General features: G+C 59.5%; 16 protein-coding genes. 13 read left to right on the plus strand and 3 right to left on the minus strand.

The window, feature by feature from the left end; all coding sequences use genetic code 11:
• Positions 1–268: 268 nt before the first annotated feature.
• From eutH to HF257_RS33315, 5 genes are all read left to right on the plus strand, one after another.
• Complete coding sequence (gene eutH, locus HF257_RS15050; RefSeq protein WP_185706810.1) at positions 269–1,516, plus strand: ethanolamine utilization protein EutH; 1,248 nt, start codon at positions 269–271, stop codon at positions 1,514–1,516.
• A 57-nt stretch (positions 1,517–1,573) separates the two neighbouring features.
• Positions 1,574–1,930 carry a DUF1937 family protein gene (locus HF257_RS15055; protein WP_185706812.1) on the plus strand — a complete coding sequence of 119 codons (357 nt, stop codon included), beginning with the start codon at positions 1,574–1,576 and terminating at the stop codon, positions 1,928–1,930.
• 538 nt (positions 1,931–2,468) lie between these two features.
• Positions 2,469–3,182, plus strand: coding sequence for a hypothetical protein (locus tag HF257_RS15060; RefSeq protein ID WP_185706814.1), 714 nt, complete (start codon positions 2,469–2,471; stop codon positions 3,180–3,182).
• A gap of 163 nt (positions 3,183–3,345) precedes the next feature.
• Positions 3,346–3,621: a hypothetical protein gene (locus tag HF257_RS15065; RefSeq protein WP_185706816.1), complete on the plus strand. Its 276-nt coding sequence runs from the start codon at positions 3,346–3,348 to the stop codon at positions 3,619–3,621.
• A gap of 280 nt (positions 3,622–3,901) precedes the next feature.
• Positions 3,902–4,411, plus strand: coding sequence for a hypothetical protein (locus HF257_RS33315; RefSeq protein WP_233081340.1), 510 nt, complete (start codon positions 3,902–3,904; stop codon positions 4,409–4,411).
• A 50-nt stretch (positions 4,412–4,461) separates the two neighbouring features.
• Here HF257_RS33315 and HF257_RS15075 read toward each other — a convergent pair whose 3' ends face one another.
• Positions 4,462–5,088, minus strand: a complete 627-nt coding sequence (locus HF257_RS15075) for a helix-turn-helix domain-containing protein (RefSeq protein ID WP_185706818.1) — start codon at positions 5,086–5,088, stop codon at positions 4,462–4,464.
• A gap of 5 nt (positions 5,089–5,093) precedes the next feature.
• Positions 5,094–5,252, minus strand: a complete 159-nt coding sequence (locus HF257_RS15080) for a hypothetical protein (RefSeq protein WP_185706819.1) — start codon at positions 5,250–5,252, stop codon at positions 5,094–5,096.
• A gap of 223 nt (positions 5,253–5,475) precedes the next feature.
• Between HF257_RS15080 and HF257_RS15085 the strand changes: the two genes are divergently transcribed.
• The 3 genes from HF257_RS15085 (at position 5,476) to HF257_RS15095 (ending at position 9,277) form a co-directional block, all read left to right on the plus strand.
• A complete protein-coding gene (locus HF257_RS15085) occupies positions 5,476–7,590 on the plus strand; it encodes a TonB-dependent receptor family protein (RefSeq protein WP_185706821.1) in 2,115 nt (704 codons plus the stop codon).
• Positions 7,591–7,805: 215 nt separating this feature from the next.
• The gene (locus tag HF257_RS15090) at positions 7,806–8,348 is read left to right on the plus strand and encodes a sigma-70 family RNA polymerase sigma factor (protein ID WP_185706823.1); all 543 of its coding nucleotides are present in this window, start codon (positions 7,806–7,808) and stop codon (positions 8,346–8,348) included.
• A complete protein-coding gene (locus HF257_RS15095) occupies positions 8,345–9,277 on the plus strand; it encodes a FecR family protein (RefSeq protein WP_185706825.1) in 933 nt (310 codons plus the stop codon). The genes HF257_RS15090 and HF257_RS15095 overlap by 4 nt, the downstream gene beginning before the upstream one ends.
• On the opposite strand, the gene HF257_RS15100 is transcribed toward HF257_RS15095, so the two are convergent.
• Positions 9,274–11,085 carry a sigma-54-dependent Fis family transcriptional regulator gene (locus tag HF257_RS15100; RefSeq protein ID WP_185706827.1) on the minus strand — a complete coding sequence of 604 codons (1,812 nt, stop codon included), beginning with the start codon at positions 11,083–11,085 and terminating at the stop codon, positions 9,274–9,276. The genes HF257_RS15095 and HF257_RS15100 overlap by 4 nt on opposite strands.
• Before the next feature lie 355 nt (positions 11,086–11,440).
• Between HF257_RS15100 and HF257_RS15105 the strand changes: the two genes are divergently transcribed.
• The 5 genes from HF257_RS15105 to HF257_RS15125 are packed head-to-tail and all read left to right on the plus strand — an operon-like array spanning position 11,441 to position 15,590.
• Positions 11,441–12,535: an ABC transporter ATP-binding protein gene (locus tag HF257_RS15105; RefSeq protein WP_185706829.1), complete on the plus strand. Its 1,095-nt coding sequence runs from the start codon at positions 11,441–11,443 to the stop codon at positions 12,533–12,535.
• Positions 12,535–13,632 (plus strand): ABC transporter ATP-binding protein, encoded by a 1,098-nt coding sequence (locus HF257_RS15110; RefSeq protein ID WP_185706831.1) that lies wholly within the window; start codon positions 12,535–12,537, stop codon positions 13,630–13,632. Before HF257_RS15105 ends, HF257_RS15110 begins: the two co-directional genes overlap by 1 nt.
• The gene (locus tag HF257_RS15115) at positions 13,629–14,495 is read left to right on the plus strand and encodes a carbohydrate ABC transporter permease (protein WP_185706833.1); all 867 of its coding nucleotides are present in this window, start codon (positions 13,629–13,631) and stop codon (positions 14,493–14,495) included. Before HF257_RS15110 ends, HF257_RS15115 begins: the two co-directional genes overlap by 4 nt.
• 10 nt (positions 14,496–14,505) lie before the next feature.
• The gene (locus HF257_RS15120) at positions 14,506–15,306 is read left to right on the plus strand and encodes a carbohydrate ABC transporter permease (protein WP_003174634.1); all 801 of its coding nucleotides are present in this window, start codon (positions 14,506–14,508) and stop codon (positions 15,304–15,306) included.
• Between the two features lie 11 nt (positions 15,307–15,317).
• Entirely contained in the window at positions 15,318–15,590 is a 273-nt protein-coding gene (locus HF257_RS15125) for a DUF2160 domain-containing protein (RefSeq protein WP_185706835.1), read from the plus strand.
• Positions 15,591–15,596: the final 6 nt, after the last annotated feature.

Here is a 15,596-nt window from a genome sequence, read left to right on the forward strand (position 1 = left end):
TTTGTTACCCAGGCCCACAAATGGGGCACCGGTAACACGGTTTACGCAGCCGGGTCGGACGCTGGCGCCCAAGGTGTTTGGGAATCGGCCAGTTCGGCCTCAACCCGCAGGCGTTGTACGGTAAGGCGCCAGAGCACATTACCTTTAGGAGTTGACCGAATCCAGTGTGTTTAGTGTTCAAAACCACATCAAAACCACGAATGGCATGTGAAGTGTTTAGTAATACAGCAAAACAGCAGTCGACTCAGAACATAGAAAGGTGGACGCAATGGCGGAATTCGGAAACTACGTAATTTATCTGATCATGATCGGTGCCGTGGTAGGGGCATTTGCATCGGTGATCAAGCCGGACAGTGGCTTGGGCAAGGAGTTCGTGAACGGTATCCACTCCATCGGGCCGGTGTTTCTGGCCCAGGCGGGGATCATGGTGGCGATTCCTTATCTGTCGCGCTTTATCGAAGTGGCCCTGGGGCCGTACTTCGGTGCGATGGGCTCCGATGTGTCTATCGCCGCGTTGTCGATCATCGCGGTGGATATGGGCGGTTACCAGTTGGCCGATGCGCTGGCTGCCAACCGGGACATGTGGATCACTGCGATGATTGTCGGCTACACGTCGGGCGCCACCATCGTCTACCTGATCCCGGTGGGCCTGATGATGCTCGAGCGCAAAGACCATAAATACCTGGCCCTGGGCGCGATGGCCGGGCTGATCAGTATTCCGTTCGCGGTGCTGGCTTCACTGATGATGATTACCGGGTTCAACGTGCCGGTGCGCGACATCGTCTCGACCACCTCCCCGGCGCTGCACTACCTCACCCTCGACTTTGTCGGCTGCGTGAAACTGCTCGCGCCGCTGTTTGTGTTTTGCTTCCTGCTGGCCGCGGGACTGCGTTACAAGGCGACCTTGATGGTGGGTGGCTTCCTGGTGTTCGGCAAGGTGATGGACGCCTTCATCAAGATCATCCTGGCGCTGGCAATCGTTGAGCACTTCACCGGTTTCTTCATGAAGAACTTCGGTGTGTGGGGCTTCGACCCGATGTTTGCCGACCAGAAAGAGCTGTTCCGTGCCATCGAAATTGCCGGGTACATCGGGATCATGCTCGCGGGCACGTTTCCGATCTGCTACCTGTTCAACCGCTACTGCAAAAAGCCGATGCAAGTCATGGGGCGCCATCTTGGCCTGTCACCTGATGGCGCCGCCGCGTTTGTGATGGTGTTTGCCAACATCATTGCCGTGTACCACCTGTTCAAGAAGATGAACGCACGGGACAAAGTACTGTGCGTCGCCCTCGGGGTCTGCGCCCAGGCCACCATCGGCGATCACCTGGCGTTCACCGCCAACTTCCAGCCGACGCTGATCATGCCGATCTTGCTGGCCAAGCTGTTTGGCGGTCTGCTCGCCGTGGGTATCGCTATCAAGATCTCGGTGCCAGCCGCCCAGCGGTATGAGGCGGCGGAAAAGGCCGAGGAAAACGCGTCCGACGAGGCAGCAACTGCAGTGCCCCAACCGGTTTGAAACCACTTGCTTCATCATCGAGAAGGGCTAGGACCCTTCCATTTTCAAGAGGTAAACATGCGAAAGATTTTTCTGGCCTGCCCCTACAGTCACGCCGATGCATCAGTCACCCACGACCGTTTCATCGCCTGCAACAAGGTGGCCGCTGCCATTATCGAGGCTGGTCATGCGGTGTTCAGCCAGGTCTCGATGTCTCACCCCATCAACCTGGCCTTTGAAGGCAAGGACAGTGCGGCCATTGGCAAGCTCTGGGCACCGGTGGACGCGTTTTTCATGGACGCGCTGGACGAACTGATCATCCTTGATCTGCCAGGCTGGGATCTCAGCTCAGGCATCAAGCGAGAGATCGAGTTCTTCAAGAGCCGCGGTCGCCGAGTGAGCCTGTGGTCAGAGGTGGAAACCGAGTTCCAGTAACCGGCCGCAGCAGCTCTTCCCATAGGGCGTGCCACACAGAAGTAAAGGGTGAGCACGTCCAGCAACAGGTTGTGTGCCAATGACGCGCCGCGCCCCGATTGCCGGGGCGCGGATGGCCGATGATTGTGGGCTGTTACTGGTCTATCAGCAGAACAGCTGAGCCACCGATAACAGGCAAATCACTTGAACAATCATTTGCGCTCGAATTGGATGTTTCATCGCCGTCACCCTTCAGTACAGTCGCCGCTAAATAATGCCGAAGGCGTTATAACCAACCCGCCAATCCCTGACTCGCCCAGTCTGCTGCCAGCAACACACGCGACTGTTCATATGAGTATAGGTACTGCAACGAAATTTTCACGATCGCGCCTTTTCGCGGCGCCGCAGGCTCGGTTTACGACTATCTGCCCTGCTTCATTGCACTTTTTTTCATTTCTCCGCTCTATCTTTGTCCCAGCCCGCCGAACCCTCCGCGCGGGCAGCAGAACCAGATCGGGTGCCGATGGATCGCACGTTTCCTTTTTCAAATGCTCTGTGGATGCGCCGGCCAATGCTGCTGGCAGCGATGCTGATGCTGTGTGCCGTTGGTTGCACGCAGCAACAGGGGCGGGATATCGCCAAGCAGTTCAGTAATGGCAAACCCGATGAGTTCTTTCAGACCAGTGTCGATCGCATGGCGACCCTGGGCATGCGCGACAACCTGCAAAGCCTGTACTTGCTGATGAACAAACTCTACCTGCGCAACCCCAACCAGTGGCGTCAGTCGGGTTACCCAGATGCGGTAACGGCTGCGCGTGAGATTCGCCAAGCCATCGAGCAGCGTCGCGCTTTACCCGCCCTTGGCGATCGTCGCGACCTGGCGGCCCTGAGTTACTCCTTGAGCCCGGAGTTCAAGGGCGACCGGGTCGGGGCGTTTATCTATGCGATTGGCAGCATGTTGGTAACGGCCCATGGTGGGCGCACCGAGTTCTACATGACCGACTCCATCAACCCGCAGTTCGTCAGCAATGCCGCGCGCAATATCGAAAAGGCCACTTGGTTGCTGGGCAAACGCCAGGATGCCAATGGGGTGCTGCTGTTGTTCTCCAACGAAATTTCGGAGGAGGGCAGTAACCTCAGCTTTGCGGTCGAGTTCGGCAAGATCGTTGCGCGCCTGGACCTGTTGACCCAGATGCTTGACGAGCGCTACCGGCGCATTGGCCTTAACTATGCGCAGAGCCTGTTGTTGATGAATTTCTTGCCGGTGCAGTGATCAGCGCGACAGGCTTTGGTACGTCCAGTGAGTGCTCTCACACAGTATCGGTACGGTGTTTCCCTTTCCTGCGTAGGAAGCCGCCTATCTTGCCTTGTGACGCTTGAAACACCGTCCAGTGAGCAATAGCCTCGGATTTTTCCGAAGAAACGAGGCCTCCACCATGGGTAAGCGAAAAACGGATTGGCCTACTGATCGCGAAATACGCCTGCGCTTTATTCTCTTCGCCGTGATCGACGCGGCCAGCGTCCAGGGTGTGCCTGCCGAGTTGCTACTGGCAGCACACAAACTACTGCATGATTCGCCCACCGACGTGCAACTACGCAACGTCCTGAGCGAAATCCTCGACACAGAAGAGATGTTCGGTTTTAGGTTCAGTCCGGGATCTGAAACAGAAGAGTTCATGCAAATGCTGGAAAAACCGGTCGATCCGCGTTGATGCATTTTTTTTCGGGATGGTTAGATCGATTATTTCCTTATGATTGGTAGGCATATCCATTTCGAATATCCATAACGACGATTTAACGCGTAAAGCGCACAAATATGACGTTATAGCGACGAAGTGATTGTTATCGCATCAAGTCCCGCTGTCTTGTTCGTCTAAGCTTCCCTCCGAGCATCCAATCCTGCTGCTCTGTCGCCGTCTTGCGCCTCCGTCCGGCGTCCTTAGAATCGGCGCCAGAACTTAGCCATTTCCTGTCGATTACGGAGTTTCGAACATGATGAACGCAATGCAGATGCCGATGAACACCACCATGCCCATGATGCCAATGATGGGCATGCCGATGATGATGGCCACGATGACCTGCCACATGGCCGGCGACGGCATGATGTGCACCATGAAGCCGGCTGCTGGCATGGACATGGCTCAGTTCAAGACCAACGCCGAAATGATGGCGATGATGATGAACTGCGGCATGCCGATGATGATGCAGTGCGCCAATATGTCGATGATGTGCATGTCGGCCGACGCCATGAACATGATGACCTCCATGAACATGTCGATGATGCCGATGATGGCCATGGGCATGCAGATGCCGATGATGAAGTGCGTGATGGAATGCACCATGATGGGCGACAGCATGATGTGCAAAATGATGCCGATGCCAGGCATGAGCATGGCCATGATGGAAAACTGCTGCATGCTCATGAACAAAATGATGAACGACTGCGCCATGCCGATGATGATGAGCTGCAACGGCATGCCGATGATGTGCTGCACCTGCTGATAGGTCGCGCGCTATAAAAAACGCCCCGACCTGTCGGGGCGTTTTGCATTTCAGTCCAGCCGTTCGGGGTAGGTGATCACCAGAAACGCCACCGCCTCGCTGTCCGCCGGGTTGCGGTAGCGGTGGGGTTGGTCGGCGTAGAACAGAATCGAATCACCGGTGGAAAGCAGGTAGCGCTCGTCATTGACGCTCACTTCCAGCACGCCTTGGGCGACTACCAGGTTTTCCTGGATGCCAGGGCCGTGGCCTTCGGAAACTTCTTCACCCAGGGCGCGCAGGCGGATCTCATAGAATTCGGATTGCCGCGCGGTGTCGTAGGGGAACAACGCGCGGCTGATGAACGCGCCATCCGCACTCACCAGGCGTTTGCTCTGCTGTGCCGGCAACACCTCGACACCCTCAAAGGCGCGATCTTCCAGAAATGCCGCCACCGACACTTTCAAACCCTTCGCAATCTTGCACAGTACCTTGATCGACGGCACGCTGCGCCCGGATTCGATCTGCGCCAGCATCGCCCGGCTCACGCCGCAGGCGCGCGCCAAACCGTCGAGTGACAAATGGCGCTTGCTGCGCAGGCGTTGCAGGTTGTGGGCGACGCACAGGCTGATCACATCGTCGTCGGTGTTCGGTTTGGGCAAGGGGTCAGGCGGTTCGGGGAGCACGTGCAGGAAATTCATCGGCCTTACGCCCGGCGGGTATCGCTGGACAGGGCGGCCTGTACGGTCAACACCGCAAGCCCGGCACGCGCTGCGTACATCGCCCACATCAGCTCGGCCGCTGCGCGCGCCTGGCGGCGTTTACGGTGGAGCGTGAAGTCGATGACGTTGGCAGTTGTTTGCATGGGGGCGTTCTCGTGGGACGTGGTTGACTCAGTGGCTCCACAGTAATCGCTGACGGTTATTTCTTTAAATACTGAGTTTGCATGTGGTAATTCGATTTTGGACTTAGCAAATAATCTTGGTCCGATGCTGTTGTGGGAAAGGTCTGGTCCGTTATTTAGGCGTGACCTGGCGTGCGCGCCTGCCATCCCATCACTGCCCCCGAACTCCCCAAGGACCTTCCCGATGCTGCTGCGCCAACCTCCGCTCCTGTTTGCTGCCCTGACTTTAAGCTCACTGGTACACGCCGAAGACCTGCAACTGGCTCCAGTGGAAGTCACCAGCGGCGAAGCCAGTGCCGGCGAAGTGGCCCAGGCCCAGCTTAAAAGCGTGCCCGGCGGCACCAACTACATCGACATGAGCAGCGTGGCGCAGGGCCGGGTCAGCACCAACGAAGACGTGTTCAAGTACCAGCCCGGGGTGTACGCGAAGGCGGCGAATAACGAAGGCATCAAGCTCTCCATCCGTGGCTCCGGCCTGAACCGCAGCCCTGGCGCTCACGGTTCCGGGTTGTATGAAATGTTCGACGGCCTGCCGCTGACCGGCCCCGGCGGCACGCCCTACGAGTTGAAGGTGCCCCTGTGGCAAAGCCGCGTCGAAGTGCTGCGCGGCGCCAATGGTTTCGATCAGGGCGCGCTGGCCTTGGGCGGCGCGGTCAATTACGTGACCCACACCGGCTATGATGCGCCCAAGCTGCAACTGCGCTATGAGGCGGGCAGCAAAGGCTATAGGCAGCGCGAAATCAGCTCGGGCCAGGTGCTGGGTGACGCCGACTACTACATCAGCCTCACCGATTCCGAATCCGACGGCTACCAGCGCCAGAGCGCCGCCACCGGCAAGGGCTTCGCGGCCAACTTCGGCTACCGCTTCAGCCCTGAACTGGAAACCCGCTTCTATATCCGCTACCGCGAAACCACCAACGACACACCTGGCAAACTCACACGCGACCAGATCAACCACGACCCGCGCGCCGCCAATAGCCTTAACGCCGCCCGCGACTCCAAGCGCCTGGAGCCGGGCTCCACCTGGATCGCCAACAAGACCACCTTGCAGCTGGACGACAACTCCCGCCTGGAGTTCGGCCTGGCGTACCACGACTACCCGATGGACCTGCGCGAAGGCACTATCCGCCTGAAAGTCGCCTACACCGACATCAGCAGCACCCTCAACTACATCCGTCAGGACATGCTGTTCGGTCACGACAGCAAGACCACCATCGGCCTGCGCACTACCCAGGCGATGCCCAACAACGGCGGGGCGGAATATGTACGTATTCCTTCAACAGATCCCACAAAATATTACGCGCCGGGCACCAAGACCCGCGACTACAGCTACCTGGGTTCGGATACCGTGCTGCATATCGGCAACGACCTGGAATTGGTCCCCGACCTGTGGCTGACCACCGGCCTGGCGGCGATCTATACCCGTCGCGAAACCGAGGTGAGCTACCCAGAGACCCATGCAAAAGTGAGCCAGCATGACTGGGACTACGCACCACGTGTTGGCCTGCGCTATGACTTCACCCCGCAACTGCAGGTGTACGGCAACCTGAGCCGCTCGGTAGAGCCGCCGCACGCGTGGTCGATGATTTGGGGTTCCAACAAGTACTTCACCAGTGGCCCGGCCAGCGGCTATGCGCGTGAAGGCGTCAGCCTGAAAAACCAGACCGCCACCACCCTGGAAATCGGTGGCCGTGGCGAGCAATGGTTCGGCCAATGGGACCTGGCGCTATACCGCTCCGAAGTGCGCCACGAACTGCTCACCGTGGAAACCCAGGCCCAGACCTCGACCACCAACGCAGTCACCGCCGAAAACAACGCCAGCCCCACCGTGCACCAAGGCCTGGAACTGGGCCTGCTCAGCCCGTTGTGGGAGGGCGGTCGCAACGGCCGGCTCGCCTTGCGCCAGGCCTATACCTACAGCGACTTCCACTACCGCGACGACGACCGCTTTGGCGGCAACACCTTGCCGGGCATTCCCAAGCACTATTACCAGGCGCAAGTGCGCTACAGCCATCCGACGGGTTTCTACACCAGCCTCAATACCGAACATTCCTCCAGGGTGGCGGTGGATTACGCCAACTCGTTCTATGCCGCGTCCTACACCCTGCTGGGCGCGACCTTCGGCTACGACGCGCCGAAGCAGGACTGGCAGGCCTGGGTTGACCTGCGCAACCTGACCAACAAGCGCTACGCCAACACCGTCACGCCGGGTTATGACGACAAAGGCCTCGACGCGGCGCGCTCCACTCCCGGCGATGGTCGTGGCATCTACACCGGCGTCTCCTGGGCCTGGCGCTGATCCTGTAGTGAGCGGGCTTGCCCCGCGCGGCGGTGTGCCAGGCAGCTTGTTTTTTCCTGATACACCGCCGCGCGGGGCAAGCCCGCTCACTACAAACCCGGGCTCACACAGTAGGTTGGGGTATTTTCAGAGACGGGGAGGCCCTTGCTCCTACATCGTTTTACTGGCATTGTTCGCGCAATTGGTAATATTTCCCATTTGAGATGCTTTTGCGCATGCATGACATTCCGGCCGCGCTGGGCGATTCAGTCCGCCAGCAGACCCTTACGGCGATGTACAGCGAGCACCATGGCTGGTTGCACGGCTGGCTGCGCAAAAAACTCGGATGCTCCCAGCATGCCGCCGACCTGGCGCACGACGCGTTCATCCGCGTACTGATGCTGGCCGAACCGCACACCATCAAGGAGCCGCGTGCTTTCCTGGCAACCACGGCAGGCCGCTTGCTGATCGATGGCGCACGCCGTCGACGCATCGAAAAAGCCTACATGGAAGCCCTGGTCATCCAGTGCGAAGACGCCGGCATGCCCGACCCGGCTGCGATCCACGTGGCGCTGCAAGCCTTGGAACGCATCGCCGAAATGCTTGCCGGCCTACCCGCCAAAGCACGTGACGCCTTCCTGCTGAGCCGCCTCGACGGGCTGACCTACAGCGAGATCGCCACGCGCCTGAACGTGTCCTCCAGCACCGTCAAAAACTACATCTCCAGCGCCCTGGTGCACTGTTACCACAGCCTGCACGGGGCGGATCCGCTGGCATGACCTCCGAACAAATCATTCAGCAGGCCGCGAATTGGCTCACGCGCTTGCACGACGAAGACGTCACAGAGGCCGACCGCCACGCCTTCGACGCCTGGTGTCAGGCCGACCCGCGCCACGCCGTTGCCATCGAACGCATGCGCGGCCTGTGGGGCAGCCTCGACACCTTGCCCGCAAAGCCCGCTCGTATGGCGTTGAACCGCGCATTTACCCCGCAGCGCTCACGCGGCGTTCAGGTGACGGGCGTGCTGGGTGTGGTGCTGTGCGCCTGGCTGGGCCTGCAGCATTTGCCGGTATGGATGGCCGATCAACGTACCGGCGTCGGCGAGCGCCGCCAGGTTGTCCTTGAAGATGGCAGCCGGTTACAGCTCAACAGCAACTCGGCAGTGGACGTGAAATTCGACGGCCACCAACGCGTGATCGAACTGCTACAAGGCGAGTTGTGGGTGGACGTGGCCAAGGATGCGCAACGGCCGTTCGTGGTGCGCACCGACCAGGGCACGGCAACTGCATTGGGCACGCGTTATCTGGTCAAGCGCGCTGAAAACGGGACCACGCTGGTGACGGTAATCGAGTCCACCGTGGCGGTGAAAGGTGATACCAGCGAAGGGGTCAAGGTCGCAGCCGGCCAGCGCTCGATCCTCGATCACGGTCAGGCTCAAGCGCCGCAAGCCATCGGCAACAGCGACCCGGATGCCTGGACCCGTGGCCTGCTCAAGGTCAACGACCAACCCCTGGACGAGGTGCTGCAAAGCCTGGCCAGTTACCGCCACGGCCTGGTACGTTTCGATCCCCAGGCCCTGAAAAACCTGCGAGTGTCCGGCGTGTTCAAGCTCGACGACACCACGGCTGCACTCGCGACGCTGGCGGATAACCTGCCGATCCAGGTGGAGTACTTCACCGACCTGCTGGTGGTGGTCAAACCGCGTTAAGGTTGGCGCAAGCGCTTGTACAGCGTATTGCGGCTCACCCCCAGTTCTCGCGCCAGGTGGGAAATATTGCCGCCGGCGGCCTTCAAGCGCTGGTTCAGATCGATGCTCTCATCCAGCCCCTCACTGGGTGGCAGCGGCGCCGCCAGGTTCAAGTCCACAAAGAAATCATCCGGCAAATGCTCCGGGCGGATCGGCTGCTCCTCGGCCATCGCCAGCGCCACCTGCAACACGCTGCTCACCTGGCGCAAGTTGCCTGGCCACGGGTGCTGCTCGAACAGTGCCAACACCTCGGCGCTCAGCCCGGCCCATTGGGTGGGCTCGCGGTGTTGCTGCCAAAGCTGCTGGAACAATGCTCGCTTGTCGGTACGCTCGCGCAACGGCGGCAATTCCAGGGTCAGGCCGCCGATGCGATAGTACAAATCCTCGCGAAAGCGCCCCGCCTGCACCAACTCCCGAAGTGCGCGGTTGGTGGCCGAGATGATGCGCAAATCCACCGGGAACAACTCGCTGCTGCCCACCGGTTGCACGCAACGTTCCTGGAGTACCCTTAACAGCCGCGCCTGGGTCGGCAGCGGCATATCGCCAATTTCGTCGAGAAACAGCGTGCCCTTGTCGGCTTTGCGGATCAGCCCGATGCTGCCTTTCTGATTAGCCCCGGTGAACGCGCCTTTTTCGTAGCCGAACAATTCCGATTCCACCAACTCTGCCGGAATCGCCGCGCAGTTCACCGCGATAAGCGCCTGCTGGCTGCGGGAACTGGCCTGGTGCAGGGCCTTGACGAACACCTCTTTGCCCACGCCGGTTTCACCGTGGATCAGCAGTGGAATGTCTTTCTCCAGCAAACGCTCCGCCTGGCGCACCGCCTTTTCCACACGTACATCGCCAAAGTGCAACGCCTTGAGCGCGGTGGCAGCCGGTTTTACCGGCGCAGGTTCAGTGAAGACCCGCGCCTGTACCGGCATTTTCTTCGGTCGCTTCAACACGCATTGAAAACGATTGCGTCCGGCCGCCTGCAGCGAAAACGGCAAGCCCTCCGGCTGGTTGAGCAGCTCCAGCAGCGACACCTTGAACAAGCTGTCGATCATCACCCGCGACAGGCTGATGCCCAACAAATTGTCGGCACGGCGATTGGCCGACAACACTTGGCCAGTGTCATCAAAGATCAGCAAGCCCGCCCATTGGCTGTCGAGGTTGCTCAGGCCGGTGTTGAAGGTCAGCTGGAAATGCTCGTCGCGAAACAGGTTGAGGATCAGCCGATTCTCCACGGTCTGGCTCATCATCTTGACCATGCCCAAGGTGTGGGAGGGCGGCAGGTAGCTGTCGCTGGACACATCCAGCACGGCAATGATTTCGCGCTGGGCATCGAAGATCGGCGCGGCCGAGCCGGTCATGAAGCGGTTGGCCTTGAGAAAGTGTTCGTCGTGCTCGATATGCACCGCCTGGGCACAGGCCAGGGCGGTGCCAATGGCGTTGGTGCCGCTGGAACGTTCCCGCCAGCTCGCGCCAGGGTTGAAACCACGGGCCAGCTTGGGCTCGATAAACCGCTGGGTGCCCCACGAGGTCAGCACCTGGCCCTGGTTGTCGGCCAGCATGATCAGGCAGTTGGAATTGCTGAGGATATTTTCGTAGTAGGGCAACACTTCCTGATGGGTGGTCTGCACCAGGGAATGCTGGCGTTCCAGCAACTGGCTGATGCCCTCGGCGGGGAGCTGGTCGAAGCTGGGCGTGCTTTGGTGGTCCAGGCCGAAGGCGCGGCAACGGCGCCAGGATTCCTGGATAAGGGTGTCGTGGGCCAAGGGTTCGGCCATGGGGTGACCTGCATTTTTATTGTTATGGGGGCCTTGCACAATCCAACGATTAAAACCGGATCAAAATGTGGGAGCGGGCTTGCTCGCGAATGCGGTGTGTCAGTCCCTGGAAATGTTGACTGATTTACCGCATTCGCGAGCAAGCCCGCTCCCACATTTGTCCTGTGTTGGTGGTGAGAGTGTTGTTCAGAACTGTTCATTGTCAACCCCGTGACTGTTCAGTTGTTCACCTGGAGTGTTCAAACACGAACATCGGGTTTTCCCATTTCCTTACACATCAAGCCCTTGCCGTTTTGGCACGAAACTCGCTCTGACGAATAGCCAGATTCATTCCAATAATAAAAAAGGTCGTGTCATGTCATTGACCCTGGAACATGTCTCCCGCGTCGTAGAAGGCCAAACCTGGATCGACGACGCCACCCTGCGTTTCGAAGCCGGTTCCTTCAACGTGTTGCTCGGCCGCACCCTGTCCGGCAAGACCAGCCTGATGCGCCTGATGGCCGGTCTCGACAAGCCCGATAGCGGCCGCATCCTGATGAACGGCGTCGACGTCACGCAAAAGCCGGTGCGCCTGCGCAACGTGTCGATGGTGTATCAGCAGTTCATCAACTACCCCACCATGACCGTGTTCGAAAACATCGCCTCGCCGTTGCGCCAGGCCGGTGTGTCCAACGAGCTTATCCAGAGCAAGGTGCTGGAAACCGCCAAGATGCTGCGCATCGAAAAGTTCTTGCAGCGTCATCCGTTGGAGTTGTCCGGCGGCCAGCAGCAACGCACGGCCATGGCCCGCGCGCTGGTGAAGGATGCCGAGCTGATCCTGTTCGATGAGCCCTTGGTCAACCTGGACTACAAACTGCGCGAAGAACTGCGCCAGGAAATGCGCGAGCTGTTCAAGGCGCGTCATACCATTGCCATTTATGCCACCACCGAACCCAACGAGGCCCTGGCCCTGGGCGGCACCACCACCATCCTCCACGAAGGGCGGGTGATCCAGAGCGGCAAGGCCGCCGAGGTCTATCACCAGCCGCAAACCGTATTGGCCGCCGAGTTGTTTTCCGAACCGCCGATCAACCTGATGCCGGGGCGTATCAGTGGCAATGAAGTGAGTTTCGCCAACTTCGTGCACTTCCCGCTCAACGTCGATTTGCGTCCGATCGGCGAAGGCGAATTCCGTTTTGGCGTGCGCCCCAGTCATATCAGCCTGGTTCCCAGCAACGACGATGACCTGGAACTGGCGGTAACCGTGGAGGTTGCCGAGATCAGCGGCTCGGAAACCTTCCTGCATGTGCGCAGCGAACACTTCCTGTTGGTACTGCACCTGCCGGGCGTGCATGAGTACGACGTCGACGCGCCGATCCGCGTGTACATCCCCACCCATAAACTCTTTGTGTTCGATGGCCAGGGCCGTTTGGTCCAGGCCCCCGGACGCCGCGTTGCGAGGGTTGCCTGATGGCCGAGATCCATTTGCAGAACCTGGCCCACAGCTATAGCGCTACGCCCAGCGGTCCAGAGGATTACGCCATTCGGGCAATGAACCATGTGTGGGAGCAGGGCGGGGCTTACGCGTTGCTGGGCCCTTCGGGCTGCGGCAAGTCAACCTTGCTCAACATCATCTCCGGTCTGCTCAGCCCGTCCGAAGGGCAGGTGCTGTTCGACACTAAGGTCGTCAATGACCTCACCCCGGAAAAACGCAACATTGCCCAAGTGTTCCAGTTCCCGGTGGTGTACGACACCATGACGGTGTTCGACAACCTGGCGTTCCCTCTAAGAAACCAGGGTATGGCCGAGGCGAAAATCCACAGCAAGGTGCAGGAAATCGCCGAAGTCCTCGACCTGCAAAACCTGCTGACCAAGAAAGCCCGCAACCTCACCGCTGACGAAAAACAGAAAGTCTCCATGGGCCGTGGCCTGGTACGTGACGACGTGTCGGCGATCCTGTTCGATGAGCCGCTGACGGTGATCGACCCGCACCTGAAGTGGAAACTGCGGCGCAAGCTCAAGCAGATCCACGAGCAGTTCAACATCACCATGGTCTACGTCACCCACGACCAACTGGAAGCCTCGACGTTTGCCGACAAGATCGCGGTGATGTACGGCGGGCAGATCGTGCAGTTCGGCACGCCGCGCGAGTTGTTCGAACGGCCGAGCCACACCTTTGTCGGCTATTTCATCGGCAGCCCTGGGATGAATCTGATCGAGGTGCAGGCCGAGGCGGGCGGGGTACGCTTTGCTGGCACCCATCTACCGCTGTCAGAAGCGTTGCAGCAACGCATCACCGATAAGGATTACAAGAAGTTGCAGGTAGGCATTCGCCCGGAATTTATCCACGTGTGGGACGAGTACAACCCTGACGCGCTGCAAGCGGCTGTCGCACATGTCGAAGACCTCGGCACCTACAAGATCATGACCTTGAGCCTCGACGGCGCAGCGTTGAAGGTGCGCCTGGCCGAAGACAAACCGGTGCCAGAGGGCAGCGCCTCCATCAGTTTTCCTGCGCAATGGCTGATGGTTTATGCCGACGACTACCTGCTGGAGGTGCAGCCATGAACAAGGTGCAGAACAACAAGGCCTGGTGGCTGGTGTTGCCAGTGTTCCTGCTGGTGGCGTTCAGCGCGGTAATCCCGATGATGACCGTGGTCAACTACTCGGTGCAGGACATCTTCGACCAGTCCAGCCGCTACTTCGTCGGCGCGGACTGGTACAAACAAGTGCTGCTCGACCCACGCCTGCACGACTCCTTGCTGCGCCAGTTCATCTACTCGGCCTGCGTGCTGCTGATCGAAATCCCACTGGGTATTGCGATTGCACTGACCATGCCGACCAAGGGCCGCTGGTCGTCACTGGTGCTGATCATCCTCGCCATACCGCTGCTGATCCCGTGGAACGTGGTCGGCACCATTTGGCAGATCTTCGGCCGCGCCGACATTGGCCTGCTCGGTTCCAGCCTTAACGCCTTGGGCATCAGCTACAACTACGCGGCCAATACCGCAGACGCTTGGGTCACTGTGTTGGTCATGGACGTGTGGCACTGGACTTCACTGGTCGCGCTGCTCTGCTACTCGGGGCTGCGGGCCATCCCGGACGTGTACTACCAGGCTGCGCGGATTGATCGTGCATCGTCTTGGGCGGTGTTCCGACATATCCAACTTCCGAAAATGAAGAGCGTGCTGTTGATCGCGGTGATGCTGCGTTTTATGGACAGTTTCATGATCTACACCGAGCCCTTCGTGCTCACCGGCGGCGGGCCGGGGAATGCCACCACGTTCCTCAGTCAGACACTGACCCAGATGGCCGTCGGCCAATTCGACCTGGGCCCGGCGGCGGCGTTTTCCCTGGTGTATTTCCTGATCATCCTGTTGGTGTCCTGGCTGTTCTACACCGCCATGACCCACTCCGACGCCAACCGCTGAGGCCGCCAACATGAGCAAGCGCAAGGTTATTCCGCTGCTGATCTACATCCTGTTCCTGCTGGTGCCGATCTACTGGCTGCTGAACATGTCCTTCAAGAGCAACACCGAAATCCTCGGCGGGCTAACGCTGTTTCCGCAGGATTTCACCCTGGCCAACTACAAAGTGATCTTCACGGACCCGAGCTGGTACACCGGCTACCTCAACTCGCTGTACTACGTGAGCCTGAACACGGTGATCTCCCTCAGCGTGGCGTTGCCGGCGGCCTATGCGTTTTCGCGCTACCGCTTCCTCGGCGACAAGCACCTGTTCTTCTGGCTGCTGACCAACCGCATGGCGCCGCCAGCGGTGTTTTTGCTGCCGTTTTTCCAGTTGTATTCGTCGATTGGCCTGTTCGACACGCACATTGCCGTGGCACTGGCCCACTGCTTGTTCAACGTACCGCTGGCGGTGTGGATTCTTGAGGGCTTCATGTCCGGCGTGCCCAAGGAAATCGACGAAACCGCCTACATCGACGGCTACAGCTTTCCGAAGTTTTTCGTGAAGATATTTATCCCGTTGATCGGCTCCGGCATCGGCGTGACGGCGTTTTTCTGCTTCATGTTTTCGTGGGTCGAATTGCTGCTGGCGCGCACCCTGACCTCGGTCAACGCCAAGCCCATCGCGGCGGTGATGACCCGCACGGTCTCGGCCTCGGGTATCGATTGGGGGGTACTGGCAGCGGCTGGGGTGTTGACCATCCTGCCGGGCATGCTGGTGATCTGGTTTGTTCGCAACCACGTGGCCAAGGGCTTTGCCCTGGGCCGGGTCTAAAGGAGTCGATGATGGAATGGATGGCCTGGACCACCCCCACTGCGTTGTTCTTCGCGGTCATTGGCGTGCTGCTGGTGGGCATGACCACGTGGGAACTGCGCTCGCCGAGCATTCCTCGGCGTGGTTTTTTACCGATCAGCACCACCCGTGGTGATCGCTTGTTTATCGGTCTTCTCGGCAGCGCCTACCTGCACTTATTGGTGATTGGCGTAACCGGCTGGAGCATCTGGGTAGCGACTGCGCTGTCCCTGGTGTGGCTGTTGTGTGTGATGCGTTGGGGCTAGTGCTCC

This window comes from Pseudomonas cremoris, from assembly GCF_014230465.1.